Annotated in this window: 1 protein-coding gene; it reads left to right on the top strand. The window is 48.5% G+C overall.

Annotation, left to right across the window (positions count from 1 at the left end):
* Positions 1–10: 10 nt before the first annotated feature.
* On the top strand, positions 11–398 hold a 388-nt coding region (locus DF185_RS23325; protein WP_110364092.1), incomplete at its 3' end, for a host-nuclease inhibitor Gam family protein.

The following is a 398-nucleotide window of genomic DNA, read 5'->3' as shown; positions in this document are numbered from 1 at the left end:
CTTATAAAAAATGGATATTAATACTGAAACTGAGATCAAGCAAAAGCATTCACTAACCCCCTTTCCTGTTTTCCTAATCAGCCCGGCATTTCGCGGGCGATATTTTCACAGCTATTTCAGGAGTTCAGCCATGAACGCTTATTACATTCAGGATCGTCTTGAGGCTCAGAGCTGGGCGCGTCACTACCAGCAGCTCGCCCGTGAAGAGAAAGAGGCAGAACTGGCAGACGACATGGAAAAAGGCCTGCCCCAGCACCTGTTTGAATCGCTATGCATCGATCATTTGCAACGCCACGGGGCCAGCAAAAAATCCATTACCCGTGCGTTTGATGACGATGTTGAGTTTCAGGAGCGCATGGCAGAACACATCCGGTACATGGTTGAAACCATTGCTCACC

This window comes from Marinifilum breve (genome assembly GCF_003202155.1).
Taxonomy (GTDB): Bacteria; Bacteroidota; Bacteroidia; order Bacteroidales; family Marinifilaceae; genus Marinifilum; species Marinifilum breve.
Note: the sequence above shows the minus strand (reverse complement) of the source record. Positions and strands in the feature narration are given on the sequence as shown.